General features: G+C 32.8%; 27 protein-coding genes and 1 pseudogene. 4 read left to right on the plus strand and 24 right to left on the minus strand.

The annotated features are described in order from the left end of the window. Positions 1–105: 105 nt before the first annotated feature. The 3 genes and pseudogenes from ISP08_RS10625 (at position 106) to sarA (ending at position 2,743) form a co-directional block, all read left to right on the plus strand. A pseudogene (locus tag ISP08_RS10625) lies at positions 106–1,034 on the plus strand (DMT family transporter). Positions 1,035–1,154: 120 nt separating this feature from the next. Then, a complete protein-coding gene (locus ISP08_RS10630; RefSeq protein ID WP_195718609.1) occupies positions 1,155–2,090 on the plus strand; it encodes an efflux RND transporter periplasmic adaptor subunit in 936 nt (311 codons plus the stop codon). 278 nt (positions 2,091–2,368) lie between these two features. After that, positions 2,369–2,743: a global transcriptional regulator SarA gene (sarA, locus tag ISP08_RS10635; RefSeq protein ID WP_048792463.1), complete on the plus strand. Its 375-nt coding sequence runs from the start codon at positions 2,369–2,371 to the stop codon at positions 2,741–2,743. Between the two features lie 102 nt (positions 2,744–2,845). On the opposite strand, the gene ISP08_RS10640 is transcribed toward sarA, so the two are convergent. The 22 genes from ISP08_RS10640 to ISP08_RS10745 all read right to left on the minus strand — a co-directional run bounded on the left by ISP08_RS10640 (position 2,846) and on the right by ISP08_RS10745 (position 21,562). Further along, entirely contained in the window at positions 2,846–3,649 is an 804-nt protein-coding gene (locus tag ISP08_RS10640) for an alpha/beta fold hydrolase (RefSeq protein WP_195718610.1), read from the minus strand. Positions 3,650–3,854: 205 nt separating this feature from the next. Next, positions 3,855–4,565 (minus strand): hypothetical protein, encoded by a 711-nt coding sequence (locus tag ISP08_RS10645; protein WP_048792461.1) that lies wholly within the window; start codon positions 4,563–4,565, stop codon positions 3,855–3,857. A gap of 161 nt (positions 4,566–4,726) precedes the next feature. After that, a complete protein-coding gene (locus tag ISP08_RS10650) occupies positions 4,727–5,230 on the minus strand; it encodes an SA0570 family protein (protein ID WP_195718611.1) in 504 nt (167 codons plus the stop codon). A gap of 142 nt (positions 5,231–5,372) precedes the next feature. Continuing rightward, complete coding sequence (locus ISP08_RS10655; protein ID WP_195718612.1) at positions 5,373–6,158, minus strand: alpha/beta fold hydrolase; 786 nt, start codon at positions 6,156–6,158, stop codon at positions 5,373–5,375. Between the two features lie 4 nt (positions 6,159–6,162). Next, on the minus strand, positions 6,163–6,858 hold the full coding sequence (locus ISP08_RS10660) for an HAD family hydrolase (protein WP_048792458.1): 696 nt from the start codon (positions 6,856–6,858) through the stop codon (positions 6,163–6,165). Positions 6,859–6,895: 37 nt separating this feature from the next. Then, entirely contained in the window at positions 6,896–7,846 is a 951-nt protein-coding gene (locus ISP08_RS10665) for a FecCD family ABC transporter permease (protein WP_195718613.1), read from the minus strand. Between the two features lie 187 nt (positions 7,847–8,033). Then, entirely contained in the window at positions 8,034–8,909 is an 876-nt protein-coding gene (locus ISP08_RS10670; protein ID WP_048792457.1) for an ABC transporter substrate-binding protein, read from the minus strand. 104 nt (positions 8,910–9,013) lie between these two features. Then, the gene (locus ISP08_RS10675; protein ID WP_195718614.1) at positions 9,014–9,403 is read right to left on the minus strand and encodes a TipAS antibiotic-recognition domain-containing protein; all 390 of its coding nucleotides are present in this window, start codon (positions 9,401–9,403) and stop codon (positions 9,014–9,016) included. 93 nt (positions 9,404–9,496) lie between these two features. Continuing rightward, on the minus strand, positions 9,497–9,775 hold the full coding sequence (locus ISP08_RS10680; RefSeq protein ID WP_195718615.1) for a MerR family transcriptional regulator: 279 nt from the start codon (positions 9,773–9,775) through the stop codon (positions 9,497–9,499). Between the two features lie 59 nt (positions 9,776–9,834). Further along, positions 9,835–10,470 (minus strand): endonuclease III domain-containing protein, encoded by a 636-nt coding sequence (locus tag ISP08_RS10685; protein ID WP_195718616.1) that lies wholly within the window; start codon positions 10,468–10,470, stop codon positions 9,835–9,837. Between the two features lie 95 nt (positions 10,471–10,565). Continuing rightward, the gene (gene argS, locus ISP08_RS10690) at positions 10,566–12,233 is read right to left on the minus strand and encodes an arginine--tRNA ligase (RefSeq protein ID WP_048792454.1); all 1,668 of its coding nucleotides are present in this window, start codon (positions 12,231–12,233) and stop codon (positions 10,566–10,568) included. After that, positions 12,220–12,648 (minus strand): YwiB family protein, encoded by a 429-nt coding sequence (locus ISP08_RS10695; RefSeq protein WP_048792453.1) that lies wholly within the window; start codon positions 12,646–12,648, stop codon positions 12,220–12,222. Before ISP08_RS10695 ends, argS begins: the two co-directional genes overlap by 14 nt. Positions 12,649–12,877: 229 nt before the next feature. Continuing rightward, positions 12,878–13,390: a YwhD family protein gene (locus ISP08_RS10700; RefSeq protein WP_048792452.1), complete on the minus strand. Its 513-nt coding sequence runs from the start codon at positions 13,388–13,390 to the stop codon at positions 12,878–12,880. 74 nt (positions 13,391–13,464) lie between these two features. Continuing rightward, positions 13,465–14,763, minus strand: coding sequence for an HD domain-containing protein (locus ISP08_RS10705; RefSeq protein WP_195718617.1), 1,299 nt, complete (start codon positions 14,761–14,763; stop codon positions 13,465–13,467). Positions 14,764–14,789: 26 nt separating this feature from the next. Beyond that, complete coding sequence (locus tag ISP08_RS10710) at positions 14,790–15,269, minus strand: GNAT family N-acetyltransferase (RefSeq protein ID WP_048792450.1); 480 nt, start codon at positions 15,267–15,269, stop codon at positions 14,790–14,792. 298 nt (positions 15,270–15,567) lie between these two features. Next, complete coding sequence (locus ISP08_RS10715; RefSeq protein ID WP_048792449.1) at positions 15,568–16,104, minus strand: flavodoxin family protein; 537 nt, start codon at positions 16,102–16,104, stop codon at positions 15,568–15,570. Positions 16,105–16,121: 17 nt separating this feature from the next. Beyond that, positions 16,122–17,060, minus strand: a complete 939-nt coding sequence (locus ISP08_RS10720) for an aldo/keto reductase (protein ID WP_048792448.1) — start codon at positions 17,058–17,060, stop codon at positions 16,122–16,124. Positions 17,061–17,176: 116 nt separating this feature from the next. Continuing rightward, positions 17,177–17,521 carry a DUF1450 domain-containing protein gene (locus ISP08_RS10725; protein WP_048792447.1) on the minus strand — a complete coding sequence of 115 codons (345 nt, stop codon included), beginning with the start codon at positions 17,519–17,521 and terminating at the stop codon, positions 17,177–17,179. Positions 17,522–17,700: 179 nt separating this feature from the next. Further along, positions 17,701–18,669 carry a sugar phosphate isomerase/epimerase family protein gene (locus ISP08_RS10730; protein WP_195718618.1) on the minus strand — a complete coding sequence of 323 codons (969 nt, stop codon included), beginning with the start codon at positions 18,667–18,669 and terminating at the stop codon, positions 17,701–17,703. A gap of 20 nt (positions 18,670–18,689) precedes the next feature. After that, positions 18,690–19,733 (minus strand): Gfo/Idh/MocA family protein, encoded by a 1,044-nt coding sequence (locus ISP08_RS10735; protein WP_195718619.1) that lies wholly within the window; start codon positions 19,731–19,733, stop codon positions 18,690–18,692. Next, the gene (locus ISP08_RS10740; RefSeq protein ID WP_195718620.1) at positions 19,733–20,464 is read right to left on the minus strand and encodes a ThuA domain-containing protein; all 732 of its coding nucleotides are present in this window, start codon (positions 20,462–20,464) and stop codon (positions 19,733–19,735) included. The genes ISP08_RS10735 and ISP08_RS10740 overlap by 1 nt, the downstream gene beginning before the upstream one ends. Before the next feature lie 21 nt (positions 20,465–20,485). Further along, positions 20,486–21,562: a Gfo/Idh/MocA family protein gene (locus ISP08_RS10745; RefSeq protein WP_195718621.1), complete on the minus strand. Its 1,077-nt coding sequence runs from the start codon at positions 21,560–21,562 to the stop codon at positions 20,486–20,488. 218 nt (positions 21,563–21,780) lie between these two features. Here ISP08_RS10745 and ISP08_RS10750 point away from each other — a divergent pair, with 218 nt between their 5' ends. Continuing rightward, positions 21,781–22,542: a MurR/RpiR family transcriptional regulator gene (locus ISP08_RS10750; protein ID WP_195718622.1), complete on the plus strand. Its 762-nt coding sequence runs from the start codon at positions 21,781–21,783 to the stop codon at positions 22,540–22,542. A gap of 74 nt (positions 22,543–22,616) precedes the next feature. Here ISP08_RS10750 and ISP08_RS10755 read toward each other — a convergent pair whose 3' ends face one another. Further along, the gene (locus ISP08_RS10755) at positions 22,617–23,693 is read right to left on the minus strand and encodes a phosphomevalonate kinase (protein WP_048792441.1); all 1,077 of its coding nucleotides are present in this window, start codon (positions 23,691–23,693) and stop codon (positions 22,617–22,619) included. Positions 23,694–23,705: 12 nt separating this feature from the next. Continuing rightward, positions 23,706–24,689 (minus strand): diphosphomevalonate decarboxylase, encoded by a 984-nt coding sequence (mvaD, locus tag ISP08_RS10760; RefSeq protein WP_195718623.1) that lies wholly within the window; start codon positions 24,687–24,689, stop codon positions 23,706–23,708. Positions 24,690–24,691 lie beyond the last annotated feature (2 nt).

Genomic DNA, 24,691 nt, shown 5'->3' on the forward strand with positions numbered 1-24,691 from the left:
ATACAATGCTTTATCAATAAATATCATTTATAATCATATTATCGTACAAACGCACAATCCTTAGGTTTTCTATCATTGTGTATTATATTTAGAAAGTGGGATTACATGTTTCTTTTATTTATTTTGGGTATCTTTGCTGGTATGGTTGTACCCTTTCAAACGTCAATAAACTCAAGACTGAGTTTATACACTAAATCATCATTTTATGCTTCCACTATTTCTTTTGCTACGGGTACTGTATTTTTAATACTCATTAATGCAATCATTAATCCTCAAGCATTTACACCAAACTTTTATAGTGGTCAGACATTAAGCTATGTGTGGTTTGTCGGTGGGGCATTGGGTGTAATCTTTTTAACAGGAAATTTATTATTATTACCTAGACTCGGTGCTTCTTTAACTGTCGTAATGACGATAGCCGGGCAAATCATTATGGGCGTAACCATAGATACTTTTGGTTGGTTCGGAGCGCCACATGAACCTTTTACAATTTTCAAAGTGATAGGTATCATTATATTATTTATCGGCATTTTACTTATGAATTATACGCGCAAAGCTGCTAATAAAATAAAACAGTGAACAATTTTTACTTATGGCTTATTATAGGCTTTGTCTTTGGGTTTGCACCACCTATTCAAACAGCAATTAATAGTGCTTTAGGTCAACAAATTCACTCCTCAGTCATGGCAGCACTCGTTTCATTTACAATAGGAACAATCTTACTCTTTATTTTGACGCTTATCTTTAATAGATCACTTAAAATGACGAGTCGCAATGAATTTCAAGGCAAAATTAAACCGTGGTATTTCATCGGCGGTATTCTCGGTGTTATATTCGTGACGAGCAACATTATTTTAATGCCTCATTTAGGCGCAGCAGTCACTACGATTGTTGCTATGCTAGGTCAAATGCTGATGGGTGTAATTATCGATCACTTTGGCTTATTAGGAACTACCGTAAACAAAATAACACCACGTAAAGTTGTAGGTGTTATCGCCATTATGATTGGTATCGTGTTACTACGCTTTTTCTAATATTGTTGACGTTAGACATTTACTTTCCACTTACAGTAAATGTCTTTTTTTAATAACCAAAATTAGTATGTTTTCATAGTATAATCAACCATAACAATCAACATTATTGAGGTGACTTCTATGAACAAACATATTTTAATATCAATATTTACGATGGTCAGTGCTATTATCGTTATAACCTGTTACTTTTTTTATAAGCACTATATCGTTAAAACTCCAAATCAACCCACTATTAAAACGATCAAGGTTCAATACGAACCACCCAAAAAAATTAATGCAAGATACGAACCACAATCGGTATATCATTTTTATTTAGAACCAAAGCATGGTTACATTAATAATTGGTTAGTAAAAAATGATACAAAGGTACATAAGGATCAACCACTTTTTGAATATTATAATCCGACTGTTGAAAAAACCATTGCGTTAAAACAACAGTTATTAGCAACATTAACTCAAGACCCAGAAAATGATATAAACAAAGATCAGATTGTTACTTTACAAAATGACATTGCAACACTCCAACTAACGTTAAGAACTAAAATCAATGCCCCATTCGATGGCGTGCTAACCATCAATAACGCTACCCCATCAACTCCCCAAACACATTTTGCTACACTTTATCAACCAAAATATCATATATCTGCAAAAGTACCAGAAACATACATGGCCACTCTAAAATTAGGTAGCACACTTAAAATCCGCTCCCCACTTACTAATCAAATCAGTAACGAAAAGATTACTCATATCACCACTATACCTACTAATTATGATACTGCAGACAAACAAGCACAGTATGAACTGAGGTTAACAACTTCCACAAAACCACTGCTTGGACAACATTGTGAACTAGAACTACCCACTACAACAATTGTCATTCCTCAATCCGCATTATTGAATAATAAATATGTTTTTATAAAAAAATCTAATAAATTTATCAAAAGAGTCATTAAATTTAATAAATCGGGTAATAATAATCGTATCACTGTTAAATCAGGATTATCACCAGGAGATATAATTGTAGAAAATGCAAAATCATTAAATAACTTGAATTAATTTTATTTTCCATCACAATATAAGAACCAGATTAAAAAAAATGGGGATAAACTTTAATTTAAAAGCAATTATTATTTTTTTAATTTTGCTCATTTTCTTATTGAATTACAATAGAAAAACATCATGCTCATTCTTAAACAGTTTTTAGTTTACTTTTTATTTTAATTTAGATATAATTAACTAAATAATACTGGTTTTAATATATTTTATACAAATAATTATAAAAATGTTACTAATAATACAACTTGAACGGGCTTATAACACGGGAGGAATAAAAGATGGCGATTTCAAAAATAAACGATTGTTTCGAATTATTAGCTATGGTCACATACGCAGATAAATTAAAAGGCATTATTAAAAAGGAATTTTCTGTAAGTTTCGAGGAATTTGCAGTACTAACTTATATTAGTGAACACGAAAGTGAAGAATATTACTTAAAAGACATCATTAATCATTTAAACTACAAACAACCACAAGTAGTTAAAGCAGTGAAAAATTTATCGCAAGAAGACTACTTCGATAAAAAACGTAATGAGCATGATGAAAGAACTGTGTTGATTTTAGTAAATACAAAACAACGCAATAAAATCAATGAATTATTAGGACGCGTTAATGATAGAATTAAACAAGCGAATGATAATAAAGAAGTTTAATACTTCATTATTTTGATTTTAACTAATAAAACTGCGAGTTGCCCTCTGAGGTAACTCGCAGTTTTTATTTTCATTACAACTTGTTGCTTTCCAAGTTTAAAATTAAATATGGTTCAATTTTGTTTCATTTATAAATATGTTAAACGCGTTTTTAAAATGCATCGGTTCTTCTATATGGGGCGCATGTCCTGATTCATTAAATATATTTAAATTAATATCTTTATGTGTTGCCAAAATCGATTTCACATTATCGTGGTTAACTAAAGGATCGCACTTCCCGTTAATAATTAATATAGGTACATTTCCTCTTTTAATATTTCCATCATCATGATGTGTTGGAAACGACAATAATGCTCTATTAGCAATAGCACTATATTCATCTTTTTGTCTGGCATATATTCGCTGATCTTGTAACCATTTTCGTGCGCTTTCTTTCGATTTATAAATGTACGGAAACAACACAATTAAAGCTTCTGATTTATCAAAACCGACAATTTCATCTTGGTGTTCAAACATTAATTTATTGATACCATGCGTACCATTAGTGAAATCATAAGAAATTAACGTTAAAGACAATACTTTCTCTTCGTAGCGTTCAGCAAATGTTTTTGCAATAACACTCCCCATTTCATGCCCAATTATATGCGCATATGCAATATCTAACCTGTCGAGTAGTACAGCTAAATCATTTATATGATCAGTTAAATCATAGGAAACAGGTTTTGATGAATAACCATGCCCTCTTACATCATAGGTGATTACCTCATAATGTGCTTTTAATTCTTCTTTTAGGTTTATAAAAGCAGCCATGTTACCGTCTAAAGCATGAATTAAAATAACAGGAATACCTTGACCCTCTCTTGTGTATGCAATCTCGTTGTCGTTATCTATCGAAATTTTATTCATTTGGGTCACCTCCCCTTACAAAACAATATACCCGCATTTAAGATACTTTATACTAGTTAATTGCAATTAATGACTATTTAAAACGCGCTTAATTTTATTAATTTAAATTTAACTTGCCTTCATACATAGTGGTTTGACCATACTTTGCCACCTTATTTTTAGACAAAAAAAGAGAGAACTGACGTCATATCAGTTCTCTCTTTTACTAATTTCTCGAAGATATTTTTATTGTGTAATAAATGATAACAATTAATAGCAATACCCAGATAGTAATAGATGCAATTTGTGCAATCCCAGAATTAGTAATCATAGCATCAATGGTTTTCTGGCAAAATAACAAGCCAATGCCGGTAAATTCTAAACGTCTAAAATAAATACCAGAAATACTAAAGATAATACCTACAAAAAACATAAATTGATGTGCATAAATTGTTACTGACACAATACTAAAATTCACGTTAAATGCATGAATGCCTACTAGTATAAGCGACACTAAGGCTATCGCTAATCCTATATACATCTCAACTTTATTACTGTACAAATAGTTTTTACTCGCTATCCTTAAATAAATAACTATAGAAATCGGTAAAATAATGAGACAATACACGATAGCTAAACCAGAAATGGCTTGGAAAGGTACATACTGTTTATCATATAAGTATGAAATTAGAACGAAATTTAAAATAAAAAAGACAATTGGGTTTAACTGTAATGTAAATAAATTACGCTGAATCGTTAATATGATTTCAGCTGGTGACTTCCCTCTATATTCAATGTAATCTTGATCTTGCTCTTCAGATTTTTTAAAATCTTTTTTTAACTTACTTTTAATATCATCAATTAAATTAGGAGAAAGTCCTTTATGGGTAAAATAGTCATTTATATTTTCCACTAACACTTTATCGTTAACTCGCATTATAATCTCCTTTTCCTTACTTTATTACAAAATATGATTATATCTTTATTGCTCAAATTATTTTTAAGTTTAACTTAATAGCTATTGTAACAGTAAAACAACCGACAAGTATATACATTGCCGGTTGTTTTATTAAAAGATTATTATTTAAATAACTATAATTATTGTAAGTCTATACGATATAATTTTATGTTTTTATCTTTTGGTGATGAAGACGTAAATTGATAAGATAAGTTATTATCTTGAATATAACCTATGTTACCAGTCACCTTATTAAAATGTTTACGTACTGTCGCATTTGTATTCACTTCATTTTTCACTGCATTAAATGAAGGTCCAGATGGTTCATTATATGACATTGACACTCTAGTAATTTTGCCTTGGTCTTTTTTACCGTCGGCAGTAACGACTAAAGTACCTTTAGGTTCCTTAAATTCATAGTAATGTTCTTTATGATCAGGTCTATAAGAATATAGTGGTTTTTTATTAGTTTTTAAAACCGTTTGAATTGAAGCACCAATTTTTGCGCCTTCTAATGAATTATCGCCTTGTTGTAACTGCTTCACATTTTGAATTGAGTTACCTGTGGCAGCATCTGCACTTGTTGCACTCACGCCTGACAATGTAATACCTGCTACTAATACCGCTGAAAATAATTTTTTCATAAGCACTCTCTCCTTTAACTACAATCTAATTGTGCTCATGTTCATTATAATATAAAGATTACAAAAATAACAGTAATATTACAGAAATATTTCATATATTACTTTGTTTTTCTTTATCCACCCTTAATAATATAATTAATAATTATTTAAAGCGCTTAATGAAACTATTTACTGAATTTAAAAATTCAGCTTTTTGTTCAACAAATGGATATAGCCCAGACGATTGAAATACTTCAAATTCGCTATCTTTAATATAATCAGCTACTTCTTTAGCCTCGACTATCGTCGTTCTTTCTCCATGTTGTCCTGCAATAATTTGAGTAGGCACCGTAACATTTCCAAGATACACTCTGATATTATTACATTTGAATGAAGCTTTAATAGATTCCATTTCCATACTAGTAGCTATGCCATTTGTATTTTCAACATGTTTTAAAAATTTATTAACTTTCTTTTTGTCATAATACATTTTATCGGCAAGGAATTTATGTTGCTTTTCCTCATCCCACGTACGAATCGTTTCAGAATATCTTCTATATATACGTTCTTCAGGTGTAGAGTCTTCAATCATCGTAGGATTTACCATTGTTAATGACGAAACATAATCAGGATTTGTAGCACTAAATTCTGCAGCAACTGATGCTCCCATTTCATGTCCGATGACAGCACATTTATCTATATAAAGATAATCCAATAATTCTTTTACATCATTAGCGTAATCTGTAAATTCAATATGATTCGGTTTATCAGAATAACCATGACCACGTAAATCAATTAATACAACTTGATTATGTGCTGCTAAATCATCCTCAATGTCATGAAATACTGTAAAATTATCAAAAGCAGTGTGGATTAATACAATCGCATATCCTTCTCCTACTGTTTTATAATTTAATATTGTGCCGTCATTTGTAGTAAATAAATTCATAATTTTAATTCCCCTTCTGTTCTATTGGTAAAATAGTCAATAATTCTTCTAACGTTGATATCGTATAATCTACTTCCTCTGGCAAAGGCTCTATCTCTGCATCCGCTTCTTTAAACCATACACTAACCATGCCCATTGCTCGAGCTGGAGCAACATCATTTAATGGATCGTCACCGACGTACATCGTTTCTTCTGGTTTAGTATCTAATTTTTCTAAGATATTTTCAAAAATTTTAGGGTGCGGTTTTCTGTAGCCTACAGTTTGAGACGTAGACATATAATTTATGACATGTTCTATACCTAAAGCATGTAAACGATATTGTTTAATTTTGGATTTACCGTTAGCGATGACGCCAGTAAGATACTCTCTTTTATTTAATTTTTCAAGCGTATATAACGTATCATAATATGGAAATACATAACGATAGAAATGCATTTCAAAATCATGAAACAGATCTTTCCAAGTCAATCTATCTATATGAAAATCTTTAATTATGGCTTTATATAATTCTGGTTTGTCGTGATCTTCATCATCGTCAAGTTCAATAAATTTATTTTTGAAGTCTGCCAGTTGGATACTAACTAAATAGTCATGGAAACGTTCGTATTGCTCTTCAATAAACTTGTCTCTCGATTTCTTTCTATCTAATAAAGTACCTTCCAAATCAAATACGACAGCTTTTATATTTGATAAATCCATAGTCTACCTTCTTTATAATTAATTTATACATTGTTCATTAATCTACCGTTTTGGGTTGTGTTACCATCAAGTAGAATAGTACTGGAATTCCAATTAATGCCAGCACAATACTTGCTGGAATTTGATATGTCTGTAAAATAATACCACCGCACCAATCGGCAATTATCATTACGGCTCCACCTATAATAATATTTAAGGTCATTTGTTTACCTAATGAATATCCTACGTAATATCTGCGAATCAACTGTGGTATTACCATACCTATAAATCCTATAACGCCAACAAATGAAACGATTGTTGCCGTAAGTATCGAGGAAATAAATAAGACAGTATATGTTAAATTTCTAGATTTAATACCTAAAGATTGTGCATGCATTTCACCTAATTGCAGTAATTTTATACGAGGTAATAAACTATATAATATTATAATGCACGGAACCAACACAAGTCCTATATAATATATTTCATTGTATTCGGCTGCAGAAAATCCACCAAACATATAATTTACAATATTATTCATTTTGCGCTCATTGAAAATAATTAATACATAGAGCAGTGCATTAAACAATGCGCCTATCATAATACCTGCTAAAATAAGCGATCTTGTAGGATAACCTTTCGACATTATTGATGTAATTAAAATTACTAATATTAATGTTATTAAACTGAATATCATTGATAATAAAGGGATGAACAAGAAACCTAATCCTAAAATTACGGCTAATCCAGAACCAAAGGTAGCACCACTAGCCAAACCTAACGTAAAACTATCTGCTAAAGGATTATTTAATAAAGTTTGAAACATTTGCCCAGCAAGCGTCAGTCCAATACCAGCCAACAATGCTTCAACCACTCTTGGTATTCTAACTTCTAACAATATCGTTTTCGCCATTGCATGATTTAGACCCCATAACCCCCATACAATACTTAAAATGAAAGTAATTATTAATATGCTTAACCACAAATATATCGCTTTATTATGTTGCATCATCTTTCCACACTTTCATTATTATCTCGATTATTTCTTCTTAATTACAATATCACGTGAAGTGTATTAACACCATAGCAATAAATAAGACTATGTGTACATTTTCATCATATATTTTATACATAAAAGCATCCGCAACGCTAGCCTTGGCTAATTAACGTTCGGATGCTTATCTTCATTCAATATTTTATTTATATAGCGCATCTCGTAAAGATTTTAAACCATCATCAATGCGAGGTCCTGGGCGTGAAATTTGATCGCCATTTACCGCTTTAATATCATTATTTTTCACTGCATTTATCTTTTCAAAGCCACCACGTTGTTTGACCATTTTTTTGTATTCAGCTTCGCTCATGCCCATAGTTGAAATCATCACGTCAGGATTCTTTTTAATAATGTCTTCCTTACTTACTTTTTTCCATCCTTCTTCGGATGCAAAATCGTTTTTAGCATGCAACTTCGTTAACATATCATTAAAGAACGTATGTTTACCTGCAGTATATATTTCAGGTTCAGAAGAAACTTCCATAAATACTTTTTGTTTAGGTTTATCTTTAGGCACTGATTTTATAACTTTATCGACATTGTCACGCGTTTCTTTAACTAATTTATGCGCTTGTTTTTCTTTATGTACTACTTTACCAACTTGTTCAAATGATGCATAAGTCTCTTTTAAAGATTGTGCATCTTGAATATAAACTACTTTTACACCGCTTTTTTTCAATGAGTTAAGCACTTTGCCATCAGTAGATTTTTGACTTTCATGCGCTAAAATTAAATCTGGCTTCGCCTTTAGTAAAGCTTCTTTATTTAATTTCATAGCGTTAAATTTCTTTTTATTTTTGACATCCTTTGGATAATCATCAACCGTTGACACACCAACAATTTTTTTACCTAAACCGAGTTTGTATAAAATTTCAGTATTACTTGGCATTAATGAAATAATTCTATCGTATGATTTGTTTGATTTATCACTTTGTTTATCATTATTTCCACCACTACATGCACTCAGCAACAATACAACTGCAACTATTAAAAATAATAAATTTCTTGTTTTTCTCACTTTGTATTCTCCTATTTTTTAGATTAATTTAATAATATCAAACAATTCAAATGATTTCATTGCTATTTTTAATTAAATAAACTATCTAAAAAAACATAAAATTACTACCCTTGTTGCTGCACATAGTATTTTATCGCTGCTACTAGATATTCGTGTAAGTTTTCAACTCTATTTTTATTAATAGTTTGTTGGAACCGTACATCATTGTCATATGTTTGTGCTATATAAATTAAAAATTGATTATCACAATTAGGTACTTGCTGAGTTAAAATTGCTTCTAATTTCGGAATAAGTTTCGCTATGTCTTCAGTAGCTTTATTTTTTAATACTAACGAATTTACATCATCAAAAAATGCATCAAATTGAGCTTTTGTCTGCTGATTATTTTGCTCACGCTCTTTTTTATTCATGCCTTCTCTTTGTAGATCAAATGATTGATAATATTTGGTATTTGCGTATTTTAATTGTGCTTCTTTCGTATATTGTTGTTCCACATTAAACGCTCCTATATTTTCTTCCTGCAATGCTTGTTGTGGTGTATTTTTAAAGTGTTCATCTAAGCATTTTAATATATTCGTTAAGTTATCTCATTGTTGCTTTACATTATTATAGCTTGCTTTAAGCATATTATTTTTGTGCTGTTCGTTTGCTTCAAAATACATTTCAATTTGCGACAACGACAATCCTAATTCTTTCAAAAATATAATCGACTGTAACTTGCGTATATTATCTGAATCATATAAGCGATAACCATTGTTTTCAATATGGTTAGGTATAACGAGCTCGATATCATGATAATAATGTAATGTTCGTTTACTTATGTGCACGATTTCCGCCACTTCTTTAGTCGTAAATAATTTTTTCATGTAAGTTCACCTCTTACTTCAAACTATGCACTATGACGTAACGTTACAGTCAATAACTTTTATCTAATAAAATATGCCTCTAAAAATTGCAGCTTTTGTTGTTCGTTTTTATTAAAATATTGCTTGCCAAAATTATCTAATAAAGCATGAAACTCATTTGCATCTTGAGCAGTAAAACTTGACGGTAATACGATTTGTTTACGTAATTGTTCATAGTTATTCGTGCGATCATACCCTAATTTATAAAAAATCCTACGTGTATAACTATCTGGAATAAAGACTGGCACCTCAAAAATATAAACGAGTAACACATCCGCCGTTTCATTACCAATGCCTTTTATGTTTAGTAAATTTGTTCTCAATTCATCATGATAATATGCTTTAATTTCTTTATAATCAAATTGAAATCGTGCCATCCAAGTCAGCACAGATTTTATCGTTTGAGCCTTAGATCTATAAAAACCACTTGATTTAATTATATCTTGTAATGCCTCATCTGATAATTGCAGTATGCTATCTGGCGCTAATTGTGTGTGTTGTTCTAATTTTTCTATAGCATGCGCCGCGTTTCTCCAATTTGTATTTTGTACTAATATTGCCCCTAAAACTATTTCTATTTTAGTTCGAGCTGGCCACCAATGTTGAGCGCCCATATGTTTATATAAAATGTCGTATAAAGCTGTTACATTTAACATCATTTGCCCTCTCTTTGTATAAAATAAAAAGACTAAGACATACCTTGATGTCTTAGCCTATATTATCATATTGCTAAAATACGATGCTTTGTTAATTACATCGATTCAGGTGCATGAACACCTACTAAATTTAACGCATTGTGTAACGTTATTTTCACGGCCTCTATTAAAGCAACAAGCGCAGTTGTTTTAGCTTCATCATCAGTTAATACTTTTTCATCATTGTAGAATTTATGGAAATGCGAAGCTAAATCTTGAATATAATTTGTAATACGATGAGGCGCGCGATGGTTTGCAGCACTCTCAATTGTAGGTTCAAAGTCAGCTACTTTTTTCAACAATTCTATTGCTTTGTCGTTTGTAATCAATGAAAAATCTGCATCTACAGTTGGTTTAATCCCTCTATCTGCTGCTTGTTTTAAAATTGAACAAATACGTGCATGTGCATATTGCGCATAATAAACTGGATTATCTTGCGATTCTTGTTTAGCTAATTCCATATCAAAATCAAAATGAGTATCAGAGCTACGCATTGTTAAGAAATAACGTGCTGCATCTACACCTACTTCGTCCATAATTTCACGTAACGTAATAGCATTTCCTGTACGTTTACTCATTTTAACTTCTTGACCATCTTGCATTAAACGTACAATTTGCATGATTTGAATTTCTAAACGGTCACTATCTACACCAAATGTTTCCATTGACGCTTTTAAACGATTAATATAACCGTGATGATCTGCACCAAATAAGTCTATTAAAATATCATTACCACGTTGTATTTTATCGAAATGATAAGCAATATCCGGCAAGAAATAAGTATAAGTACCATCTTGTTTAATTAGCACTCTGTCTTTATCATCTTTAAAGTCAGTAGTACGTAACCAAGTAGCACCGTCTTTTTCATATGTGTAACCTAAGTCAGCCATTTTATTTAACACTTCAGTAATTTCATTTTGTTCGTAAAGTGAAGTTTCGCTAAACCAACTATCATAATTGATATTGAAATCTGCTAAGTCTTTTCTTAATTTTTCCATTTCATAAGAAACACCTAGTTGTCTAAATGTTTTAACACGTTCATCTTCTGGTAAATCTTTAAGTTCAGGTTGTTTTTCTGCTAAATCTTTACCAATGTTAATAATATCTTTACCATGATAGCCATCTGCAGGCATTTCATGATTCGTATCACCTAATGCTTCAAAATAACGTGCTTCAATTGAACGTGCTAAGTTTGTAATTTGATTACCTGCATCATTAATGTAATATTCTCTAGTTACATCATATCCTGCCGCTTCTAATAAATTACATAACGTGTCACCTACTGCAGCGTTACGTGCATGGCCAATATGTAAATCGCCAGTTGGATTAGCTGACACATACTCTACAAGAACACGCTCTTTACTATTAGGAGCCACGTGGCCAAAATCATCGCCTTTGTTAATAGCTTCTGGTATCACTTCAGTCAAATATGAATTATCTAAATAAAAGTTAATAAATCCAGGTCCCGCAATAGCTACTTCTTTAACATGTGCTTTTGTAGTATCTAAATTATCAACGATAGCTTGTGCAATTTCACGAGGATTACGTTTTGCTAATTTAGTTAATACCATCGCTATATTTGAAGCATAATCTCCATTTTTATTATCTTTTGGCGTTTCGATTTTAACTTCAGGCATCTCGCTCGCATCAATAAGTTGAGCCTGTTCGATGCTATTTTTAATTTCATCAATAAGTGTTTGTTTCACTTGATCAATTATGTTCATTTTCACTTTGCTCCTTATAAGTAATTTCAAATTGGTATGTGCCCATCTTCTCTTCCTCTTGCCATAGATCATAATGTACTTTTAATTTGCCACCATGGTCAGTTACAAAATGTAAAATAGAGTGTGTGCGTACTGTCAATGGTATACGTCCGCCACCTACTTCATATAACGTAAAAGTATCTTCACCTTCTACAAAATGAAGATTCATATTAATATCACCTTTACGTATAATTTTTACGCCCGATTGCTCAATTTTAATCGTAACTTTCACTGTAGCGTCATCAATAACTTCTTGATAGCGTATAAATTCAGCATTACGTTTTGACCAAGTCCCTTGAGTTTTAAATGAAAACTTATTCTTTTCATCTAATTGTTTAACCACTTGTTTTGTTTGTATATCCACATTGTAGTCCAATGCTCGTTTCACCCTAATCTCATTAAAATAATACACACAATTATAGCATAATTTATATAGCCAATACAGTTGTGATATTGTGTAGCAATAATAAAGAAGCTAAGTATAAATTAAGTTAGCTACACATAAGGGTTCAACTAAATTTTTATTGTTCGGTTGAATTTTATTTATAGCCAAATCATCTTAGAGTTAAAAGTTAATCTAAGATATTTACTTAGCTTCTTATATTTTATTCTGTTGCTAATGCTTGATGTAATTCTTCGGTAGAATTATGCCACATTTCAGCATTATGTTGTGCTAAAAATTCTCTTAAGACTTTTTTATTTTCGTCACCAATTTGATCAACAACAATTTGTCGCTTCATTGATTTATCCATCATGTTAACGTGTTCGGGCATACTCTTATACCCACGTCTAATCTTTTTGTTAACCATTAAATAACAAGCTGTTACACCAGCATAATAAGGTCCATTTTCGCCACGTTCAGTCGTAACCCAACATAACCAATATTCTTTAGCACCTTCAACATTTACTGTATCTTTTTCTTTGATCCATTTTACGCCTTTTTCTACGCTAGCGCGTGCGTGCATACCGCCAATATCAATAAATGCCTCTTTGTTTTCTACATCTATAAATACTGGCGCGATATTATCTAAACTAATGGAACCAATGTTTGTTCCTTTATGCCCATCTAGTGGATCATTTTTTATAATATTAAATTTAAAGCCGTTATTTTCAGCCACTAAGTGTGCACCTCCAATATTTATCTTTATCACTTATAACAATCTTAAAATATATCATTATACATAACAATATTTTAGTTTAATTCGTTTAAAATACTTATAATGGCGTTGCGTACATTATCATCTGTAACATCGCTAATTAATTCTTTCGGATAATATAGTTTATAGTCTTCCCTATTAATCCCAGTAATGCTAGAAATAACCAAGGATTCATTACTTATCTCTCTAATTGTGCCATTTCTTCTAAGCAAGTGTATCGGTTGTCGATTAGAACCTGGACGATCATAATCATAAGGCAAATCAGTAAATGACTCACTAACGAAGTAATAATTTGGATCTATACCTGCTTGGACAAATAAATCAGTCAGTTCCGTAATTGTAATAATTGAACCGTCAAATGGCATGTATTTAAATAAGTCTCTGTTAATAAACCTACGTGCTAAATCACTTAAAATAGCATCGTCTTCATTTACCCACGCTTTTAAATAATATTGCACTACCACTTCATCCAAATCTATATACTGTGCGATAGTTACCGTCTCCTCAAAGAATGGGATGAAGTCGGTCGGGTACATTTTAAACTGATACCCTTCATTGTAAAGTTGTTTAGCGCGTTTCAGACAGTTATTTAATAACACTTCTCCCCCTCTACTTACGGGATGGAAATATATTTGCCAATACATTTGATAACGACTCATGATAAAGTTTTCTACAGCGTGCATACCGCTCTCTTTAATTAATACTTCATCTTTAGACGGACGCATTAGTCTCAAAATACGTTCCATATCAAATTGACCGTAAGATACGCCTGTAAAATAGGCATCTCTTTGTAAATAGTCCATTCTATCGGCATCAATTTGTGATGATATCATTGAAATGACTAACTTATTGTCATGTGTTTTATTTATTACATCTGCCACTTCTTGTGGAAACGTTGGAGAAACACGTGAAAGCACTTCATTCACTTCAGTAGGGCCTGTAATAATAGCTTGAGTAAAAACTTCATGATCTGTATTAAATATCTTTTCAAAACTATGAGAAAACGGACCATGACCTAAATCGTGCAACAATGCTGCACACAAAGCTAAAGGCGCATCCTTATCATCCCACGCCTCTCTACCAGAAAATGATTCATCTATGAGTCGACGTACGATTTCATATACACCCAACGAGTGGCCAAAACGGCTATGCTCTGCAGTGTGAAATGATAGATATAAGGTTCCCAATTGTTTAATTCTTCTCAAGCGTTGAAACTCTTTAGTTTTAATCAAATCCCAAATGATTTGATTTTTGACATGAATATATCTATGAATAGGGTCTTTGAACACTTTTTCTTCTGGTAATTGTTGTGAAGCATATGTTGAATAAGTCAAATTTGTCCTCCTGTTCACTCACAATGTTAATTTAACGTTTTATACATAAGCGCTAAATTCATCGTTTCACCATACATAACATGATTATAAGAGCGCAAAATTTCAAACCCTTTATTTTTATAGAAATTTACTGCTTCTTCATTTTGATTATCGACTTCAAGATAAACCTCGTTATACTGGCCTTTAAATTGGGCTAATCCTTGATCTAATAACTCAGAACCATAACCATGGTGTTGTGAAACTGGTGTTACGTAATGTGCTGATAAATAAAGTTCTTTCCCATAAATAAAATTAGCAAAGCCAATAATTTCATTATCCGCTTCGACCACAAGGAAAAGTTGTTCTTGCAATCTTTTAATTAAATGTTGTTCGTTATATGAAGCAGCTAACAATTCATTTACTGTTGTAGCTGCATATATGTTTAAATATGTGTTATACCAAGCTTTTGTTGCGACATCTCTGATGCCTAAAACATCATTTGGCGTTGCCTTTCTAACTGTATACATGTTGCTGTCCCCCTATGAGATATAGGCTAATAATGTATTTATTATAACATAATTCTAATATGCAAAATATAATATTCAATTAAACTATTGTTGTAACAGTCTATTAATGACGATTAAATCCCTTCTGTTTCCATATCATTAATAACACGGTTTAATTTTATGTCATCTTGCTACGATATTCTACTTAAATAAGCATTGATAATTTTTAAAATAAAAACTCGGTTCAACTATGACATACTTTATGTATTGAACCGAGTGTGTATAACATATTTATATGATGATTGTTATGAGCGTTACCTTATTCTAAAGTTTCTTGCCATTCTCTAGCACGATTTAATGCATAAGAATCTTTCGTAATATCACCGGGTCTTTCAGCTGTGCCTATGATATAGCCATTTAACTGGCCACCTAGAAACTCTAAAGCGTATTTCATTTGAGAAATACATGGTTTAGCTTTTACTTTAGGGAAATCTCCACCTACTAATATTAATCTAAAATCTTTGGCAGCCATTTGTTCTTTAAAATCTGCATAACGTTTGTCTACTAACGTTTCAGACCAATGATCAATAAATGCTTTCATTGATGCAGATACACTATACCAATACACCGGTGACGCGAAAATGACTGTGTCACTAGCTAACACTTTATCGATAATTTTTTGATAATCGTCTTGATAACTTTCAATTGAGCCTGCTTCATGTCTCATATCTCTTACTGGATTAAGTCGATATTGTGTTAAATCAATCCATTCATAGTCATGTCCTTCTAAAGCAAATTGAGCTAGTTGGGCAGTATTGCCTTCTGGTCTACTACCTCCAAACAAAACTGTAATCATAATATACTCCTTTGTTTTTATTTATTTACAGGGAATAATTCTTCAATTTGTTCAATTTCGTCATCTGTTAATTTCACCTCTACGGCTGTTAAATTATCTACTACTTGGTTTGGCTTTTTAGCACCTGGTATAACGACATCAAGAGATGGCTTAGTTAAATAATATGCTAAGACAATATGTGCCACATCAACATTATGATTATCCGCAATGCCACGTAGTTTATCTACTTTAGCTAAATTCTCTTTGAATTTTTCACCTTGGAACTCTGGATTTTTAGCTCTCAAATCATCAAATTGTGAGTTTTCGTTATATTTACCTGCCAGTAACCCAGAAACGAGTGGGAAATATGGAATGAAAGTAATATTATTCTCTGCAGTATATTTTAATATATCTTCATTTTCTCTATTTAGTAAATTATATTCAAGTTGCACAACATCTACGTCATTATTTTTATTTGCTTCTTTTAGTTGCGCTAATGTGAAGTTTGAAACACCTATCGCTTTAATTTTGCCTTCGTCTTTTAATTCTTTTAACGCTGCAACAGCTTCATCTTTAGGTGTATCATCATCTGGAAAATGAATGTAATATAAATCAATATAGTCTAATTGCAAGCGCTCAAGACTATTCAAGACTTGTTCTTTTAAAAATTCAGGTTTATTTGAAAAATGTACGTTTTGATCAGCGTCAAAATAGTGCGCACCTTTAGTAGCAATCGCAAATTCTTCTCTTGGAAACTCTTTAACTGCTTCGCCGACTAATTCTTCTGAACGTTCCGGACCATAAATATAAGCAGTATCTAATAAATTAATGCCATTTCTAATGGCTGTACGTACAACTTCCTTACCTTGTTCTTCATCTAAATCTTTATATAAATTGTGACCACCTACAGCGTTAGTGCCAAGTGCTATAGGGAATACCTTTACGTCTGATTTACCTAATGTAATTTTGTTGACCATTGATAGACATCTCCTTTTAGAAGTATTATTACCTATTCTAACTAAATATAATCAAGAAAAATAATAAGATGCCCACAAAAAAATCGTTACAACAAATTTAATGTTGCAACGATACGCTAATTATTTTGATTCTTACGTTGAGCAAGTTTTTCTTTTAACTTGCGGTCTTGTTCTTCTTTACGTCTTTTACGTTCTTCATTACGTTTTCTAAGCCTTTCCTCTTCTTCAGGGTCTCTAGGCTTTTCCAATTGTTTTTGTACTTTCTCTATTAATTCATCTTCTGTTAATGCTGCGATGGGACGGTTATTGACGAAAGCAAAAGTTTTGCGACGACCTGGGCCACAATAAGATTGGCAGCCTACTTCAATTTTGGCATTTGCATCTAATTTCGTTAATTTTTTAGTTAACGTTTTACAATTGACCGCTTGGCAATCATCACAAATTAAAAACTTATTTTGCACCTTCAATACCTCCTACCAAAAATATGACTTATTTGTAATTTATCGATTTTAACTTTATTTATTGTACTCTATTTGACCATAATTTCAAGTTTTAATTATGGAGAATCCGTTTATAAAATATAAATAAATCGACCGTCTTAATTTTAAGATGGTCGATTGGATTATTATAGTCATTATGATTAAGTCCACCATAAATCCGGTGCTGGCTCTTCGATGTTTACGCTATTTAAATTCGTCACTGCTTTTTGGAATCCTTCTTCAATAGACATAATAGGATCTTCATGCTCGATACTAACAACATAATCATAACCATACATACGTAAAGCACTAATGATATCGCCCCATAAGTTTGGTGCATGACCATAGCCTACAGTTCTAAAAGTCCAAGCACGTGTTTTCACTTCACTATAAGGTTGCATGTCTGTTAAACCGTACATGTTCACATTCTCTTGGTCAATATACGTATCTTTCGCATGAAAATGATGGATTGCATTTTCCTTACCTAAAATTTTTATTGCTGCAATAGGGTCAATACCTTGCCACCATAAATGACTAGGATCTAAATTGGCACCTAATGCATCATTAGTAGCTTCTCTAAGTTTTAATAGCGTATAAGGTGTATGAACTAAAAAACCAGCATGCAATTCAATACCAATTTTCACACCATGTTCCTTTGCGTATTGAGCCGCTTCTTTCCAATAAGGAATTAACTTTTCTTCCCATTGCCATTTCAATATTTCAGAATACTCCGTTGGCCATGGCGTCACTGGCCAGTTTGGGTATTCAGCTTTTTCATCTGAACCAGCAACGCCAGAAAATGTATTTACCACTGGGATATCTAGTAAAGAGGCTAATTTCACGGTTTTCTTGAATGTTTCTTGTGCCTGTTTTGCTTGTGCCTTATTTGGTGAAATTGGATTATCATGACAACTTAAAGCACTTATTGTCAATCCGCGTTGATGAATTTTATCGCTGAATTGTTGTCTTAGCTTTTCATCTTCTATTAATGCTTCAACATCACAAAAATCATTTCCTGGGTTACCACCTGTTCCAATTTCGACTGCTTTCACACCTGCTTCGGCAACATGATCTAGCATTTCTTCAAAGTTTTTATCTTGAAACAATACTGTAAAAACGCCAATTTTCATGATAATTCCTCCTTACAAAATTATTTATTTAAATTTATAGCTTCGCCTCGTCTATCACTTTGATAAATCGCTTCAATAATAGTATTCACTCTTAAAGCTTCTTCCGGTTGAACAATTAATTGTTCATTTCCTAAGCAACTATTGATGAAATTTAACGCTTGTCTTCGTGCAGCAACTTGTTCATTATGTTCAGCATCTGCAGTTTCAGTAACGAAAGTGCCATATTTTGGGGCATAAGTTTCGAAAGGATAAACATTCAAGCCGCCATCGACACCTGAAATACTAATATGCATTTTATCTTCTTTGATATTTGCCGACCATGAACATTCGAATTGCATAGAGGAACCGTCATCGAATGTTATAAAACTCGTCACATGATCATCTACATCAAATGTTTGGTGATTTATGTCGCCCCACTCGTTTAATTGATTAGGTATTTTACTTAGTTTGTTATATGTTTTGCCTAAGACATTGACTGGATGAACTTCTCCTAGCAACCATAATGCTAAGTCTAAATAGTGACAGCCATAATCAATCAAACTACCGCCACCTTGTAATGACTTATTAGTAAAAACACCCCAGCCAGGTACTTTTCTCCGACGTAATGCTTGCACTCTAATGACTAACGCTTCACCAACAACACTGTCATCTATTGCTAACTTAGATCTAATCGCAGCATCAGTAAATCGATAATGGTAGCCAATAGCTAACAACTTATCGGCTTGTTTAGCTGCCTGTATCATTTGTTGGCATTCATCTACTTGCATAGCCATCGGTTTTTCACAAAATACATGAACGCCTGCCTTTAATGCACTAACACTTATGTCACAATGGAATTTATTTGGTGTACAAATTGTAACTGCATCAACGTCATCAAACATTTGTTCATAATTTTCATAAACTTTAGGAACATTAAATTTACGCGCTACAGTTTGTGCTAATTCATAATTAATATCTTGCAGGCCAATAATTTCTACCTGTTCTTCTAATTCTTTGAATGTTGGGATATGTCTACCTTGTGCAATACCACCTACGCCAATAATCCCCATTTTCAATTTTTTCATTAAGCTTTATCTCCATGTTTTGGTTTAATCACTTCTAATGGTTGCGCGTTACCATATTGATGTTTAGGTGTTTGTGTATTTTGCGCCCACTTTACACCATTACGAATGACTTGTTGAATTTGCTCATTATAATATGTTGGGTAAGATTCATGCCCGGGTCTGAAATAAAATATTTTCCCATTGCCACGCTTAAATGTAGCACCACTTCTGAACACTTCTCCACCTTCAAACCAACTAATAAATACCGTTTCATCTGGAGCTGGAATATCGAAATGTTCACCATACATTTCTTCTTTTTCCAATTCGATATAAGAAGGAATATTAGAAGCAATTGGATGCGTTGGATCTACAACCCAAAGTCGCTCTTTTTCGTCTGCTTCTCTCCATTTCAAGTCACAGGATGTTCCCATCAAACTCTTGAAAATTTTAGAAAAATGACCAGAATGTAGCACTATCAGCCCCATGCCGTCTAAGACACGTTGATGTACGCACGCAACAATGTCATCATTCACTTCATCATGAGCCTTATGTCCCCACCAAACTAACACATCTGTTTGAGCTAAAACTGCTTCAGTCAAACCATGTTCTGGTTCATCAAGCGTCGCTGTTGTAACATCATGTTCTGTAGATAAAAAGCGGGCAATCGTTTCATGTATACCTTGAGGATAAACCGCTCTAACTTGTTCATTTTCTTGTTCATGTCTAAATTCATTCCATACAGTAATATTCACACTACATAGCCCCTTTTCGAATTAATTAAAATAAACTGCCTTACCTGTACGTGCTGATTCATAAATCGCTTCCAAAATCTGAGTAACGACCATTGCCTCCTGTGGTTTAACGACTGGTTCGGTATCATTTATTATGCTATCAATCCAAGATCGCGCTTCTATTTCCGCTTCATCTTCTTCCTCGCCATCATAAAACGCAACACCTTTGTTATCTAATTCAACCTTCGTCGTATATAACTTACTAAAATCTTCACCATTAAGACGCAAACCATCTTTCATATCAGCACCACCTTCAGTACCTGACAAAGCACACTTTGCTTCGTCTTCATCTAATGTATTTAACGCCCAGCTTGATTCTAAAATGATCGTTGCACCATTCGTCATTTTAATATATCCAAATGCAGAATCTTCTACAGTAAAGTCTTTAGGCTCCCAAGAACCCCAAGCATTAGCTGCATTTTCTTTTTTTCCTAACTTGTGGAAAGTTGAACCCATTACAGACTCTGGCTTGTAATTATTCATCATCCATAATGTTAAATCTAGCGCATGTGTCCCAATATCTATAAGTGGCCCACCGCCTTGTTTTTCTTCATCAAGGAATACACCCCAAGTTGGTACAGCCCTTCTACGAATTGCTTGTGCTTTACCAAAATAAATATCTCCTAAGTCTCCACGTTGTGTAACTTTATGTAGGTATTGACTATCTGAACGAAATCTATTTTGATAACCAATCGTTAATTTTTTATTATTACGCTCGGCTGCAGCAATCATTTCTTGTGCTTCTGACGTAGACTTAGCCATAGGTTTCTCACACATTACATGCTTACCAGCATTTAGCGCGGCGACGGTAATCTCTTTGTGTGATATATTTGGCGTACATACATGTACTACATCAATATCGTCATTTTCTAATAATTCAGTGTAATCTTTATATACACTCGCATCTTTAACACCATATTCAGAGGCCGCTAGTTGCGCCTTATCTATCTCGACATCACAAAAACCAATTAACTTTACTGCTTCAATCTTGTCCAGACTCGGCAAATGTTTTCCGTTTGCGATACCACCACAACCTATAATTCCTACGTTTAATGTCATCGTGCTTCATCCTCCTACACCATTTTAGAAAGCGTTTACATTTAATGATAAATAAAAAAGACTTACTTTTATGTGTATTTAAATTCTATTTTATAATTACATCGTAATATAATTAGTTCTTATCACCAATAATTTTGACGTAATTAGAATTTATATATTAATATTAGAATATATTTCCAAAGCATGAAAAAATTTCTATTACTAGGTGTGACAAATAAATGATATTAGACCATTTGCTTAACAAGTATTATGATGATTTGAACGACAATGATTTGCATATTATCAACATCATGCATGACAATATGTCGCAATTACCCACTATGAAAATTCAAGAGTTAAGCCAACTTACCCATACTTCTATTTCAACAATACATAGGTTAGTGAAAAAACTGGGCTTCGAGGGCTACAGTGATTTTAAATTTTATACGAAATTAAAATCACAAGAAAACACAAAGCAAGTTGAACAAACACATTCAATTATCGAAGATGTGCAACGTACTATCGAACATTTAGATATGCTCGATTACGATGTACTAAATACACTTATTGATGCGGCACCTTTAATTTATATTTTCGGAACTGGCATGGCACAACAAAACGTCGCTCGTGATGCACAACGACACTTATTATCAATTTCCAAAAAGGTTATTTTGCTTAACGATGAAAATGAATTAAATATGGCGATCGACCAAATGACTCAAGATGATTTAATGTTTATTATTTCATTGTCTGGCGAAACACAAAACATTATGCAACCCATACATATTTTAAAAGCACGTCAATTAAATTATGTTTCTATCACGACGTTACATGATAATTTTATCGCTCAAAATGCTAAATTTAATATTTACGTTAGTAGCACGCCACTACAATTCTTTAATAATATCCAATATCATAGTTTCACACCTTATTACGTCATTTTCGATTATATCGTTCGTACGTATCACAACTATAAAATTGCACAAAAAAATAAGGATTAAACCTTACGTTATGTCTCAACTCAAAAGATAACTTTATCTGAGTTGAGACATATTTGCTTTGGTTCCATCCTTTATTATTGCCCGTGATGTATATTAAATTCTAATGGTTGTACATTATTACGTTGCCATTCGTCATAGATAGCATTTTTGTTAACGTCACTGCGTATAATTGTAATACCACAGTCGCCACCGCCTGCACCCGACGTCTTCGCGGCACCACCATGTGCTTCTGCAATGTCACATAATGTTTTCAAATGTGGCGTTTCGATATCAATCGTCGCCTCACGATCCATCTGTTGAATAATCGAACGATTGTGACGAATCATCTGCTGCACACCTTTAATATGATTAGTCTTAAAGGCATGAATTAACTTTTCTACACAAGCATGTGATTGTTCTAAAAATTTACCGTAAAAAGTAGGGTCAGATTTTAGTCTTTTAACTTCACTCACTAAATGGTGAGAAGAAGCTGGAGAACCAGTCCACCCTATGAGTACTTCCATATTTTCTGGCGCTTGAAGTGGTTCAATGTGTAAACCTGGCCAGTTTTTCTTTAATACTTCATTAACAGAAGTATCTTCAATTTGTTGCATAACCCACTCGTGATCAAATGTACTGTAAGCAAGCCACCCAGTATAAACACTTACTGCAATATCTCCACAAGAGCTTAAACTTTGTAATTTCATGTTGGCAATAACCGCCAGTTTATAAATATAAAGATTTGATAATTGCATGTCATAAAATTCATTTAACGCTTTTACTATTGAGACTAATACAGCTGCACTTGAACCGAGACCATATTTATGGCCAGAAGCATCATCCAAATTACTATCAATTGTTAGATGGAAATGTTTTAGCTTAATATTGTTACTGCGAACATATTGTTCAAACACTTCTATTGCAGTAATTACGTATTTTAATTGTTGCGCAGCGTTCACATCAGATAGAACGATATTATCTTCACGTCGCTGGAAGGTAATGGGTTCGTGGTGTAATGTTTTTGAATGTATAGAACTTTGGGTTATATCCGCTTCTTCAATCGTAGCCGTTACGAAACGATCTACTGCTATCAATACAGATTTGTAACCTGGTTCAGTCACTGCATATTCGCCAGCGATATATAATTTACCGGGTGCTTTCACTTGAATCATTTTATCTCTTCCTTATTCTATAATTTCTACTCCAGAACGCGTAATGTCACTTGCTATAATTTTGTCATGTCCAAAATAACTTTCTAACTGCTCTATTACATATTGCTTATGTCTTTGTTCGACTAAAATTTTAACATTTGGGCCTGCATCCATAGTGAAATAACAAGGATGGCCTGCCTCTCTACATTGATGTACAATTTCCATTGCTTGATAACTGTCGGCAACAAGATAAGAAAATGGCGGTTGTGCACCTAAATTTGTCGCATGCATACGTAAACCATTGGCCTCAATAATTTCGCCCATACCTACAAAGTCTTTATGCGCAATAGCCGTCTTAACATTTGCGATATCTTCATCAACATAATCTAACCAATATTGATAAAAACGTGACGTCTCTCTAGTTAAAGACATACCTGCGCGGCTAGATACTTTTTTCGATTTATTATTAATAACTACAAAAATCATAGCTAAATCGTCTTCCCAATTGTCGGCATCAATAGGAAAACTATAAGATGAATCATCATCATGTCCTTTTTCCCATTCTACAAAGCCACCAAAAATGCTACGTGAAGCAGATCCCGAACCTCTACGGGCAAGTTTAGATAACTCACGTTTACTATAATTTAGTTGCAAGGCTTCATTACAAGCTGCTGCTAAAGCGGCATATGCACTAGCAGAGGAAGCTAATCCTGCTGCGGTTGGCACATAGTTATCACTTTCTATATAAGCAAACATTGAGGTATTACTTTTATCTCGTACCATATCCATATATTTACGGATTTTGGCACTTTCTTTATCATCTACTTCGACACCGTTTAATACTAACTTATCTTCGGTATATGTTTCATCAAAAGTGACTTTTGTTTCCGTATAAAAACGTTCTAATGACACTGATAAACTGTTATTCATCGGTAAAATTAATTGTTCATCAGCCTTACCCCAATATTTAATTAACGCAATATTTGTATGTGCGCGCGCTTTACCACTTTTAGCCAAGT

The organism is Staphylococcus lloydii (assembly GCF_015775975.1).
Classification (GTDB): domain Bacteria; phylum Bacillota; class Bacilli; order Staphylococcales; family Staphylococcaceae; genus Staphylococcus; species Staphylococcus lloydii.